This window comes from Gluconobacter sp. P1D12_c (assembly GCF_018812105.1).
Lineage (GTDB): Bacteria > Pseudomonadota > Alphaproteobacteria > Acetobacterales > Acetobacteraceae > Gluconobacter > Gluconobacter oxydans_A.
The window spans coordinates 1-434 of record NZ_JACSIQ010000507.1 but is presented as its reverse complement, the minus strand read 5'-3'; the positions used below and the strand labels follow the sequence as shown (position 1 = coordinate 434).

Genomic DNA, 434 nt, shown 5'->3' with positions numbered 1-434 from the left:
CTGAAAACCTACTACGGGGCGCTAGAACGGGACGCACCCGAGCACAAAAACCTGACCCCTGCTGACCTAGAACCGCAGGTGCTCAAGAAGGGGATTTTTACCCGTGTTGTGGAAGACCCTGAGCAGGTGGCAAAACGCATCAGTCAGACCGTTCAGCAGCATTATGAACCTGCCGTTCAGAGCGCCACAGTTGCCCGCACAGCGACCAAACGGGCCAAGGAAGACAGAGAGAGCCTGAAACAGCTTCAGAGCCGTCTGGAGCCTCTTGTGAAGGCTCTGAGGGATATTCCGACCCAATACCGGGAGAAGGTTATCGAGGGCTGCGTGAAACTGGCCCAACAGCTACGCCAGAAACTCCAAGATCAGGCGGTTGAGGCTCAACGGGAACGAGCCAGAGAAATTGGCCGGAATCGCTCGCGGGAGAATAGCCGAGG

At 56.9% G+C, this 434-nt stretch carries 1 protein-coding gene; it reads left to right on the top strand.

The genetic code is table 11. The features are described 5' to 3' along the window. Window positions 1-434: hypothetical protein (locus tag KP705_RS17905; RefSeq protein WP_215765266.1), on the top strand; the 434-nt coding region annotated here is incomplete at both ends.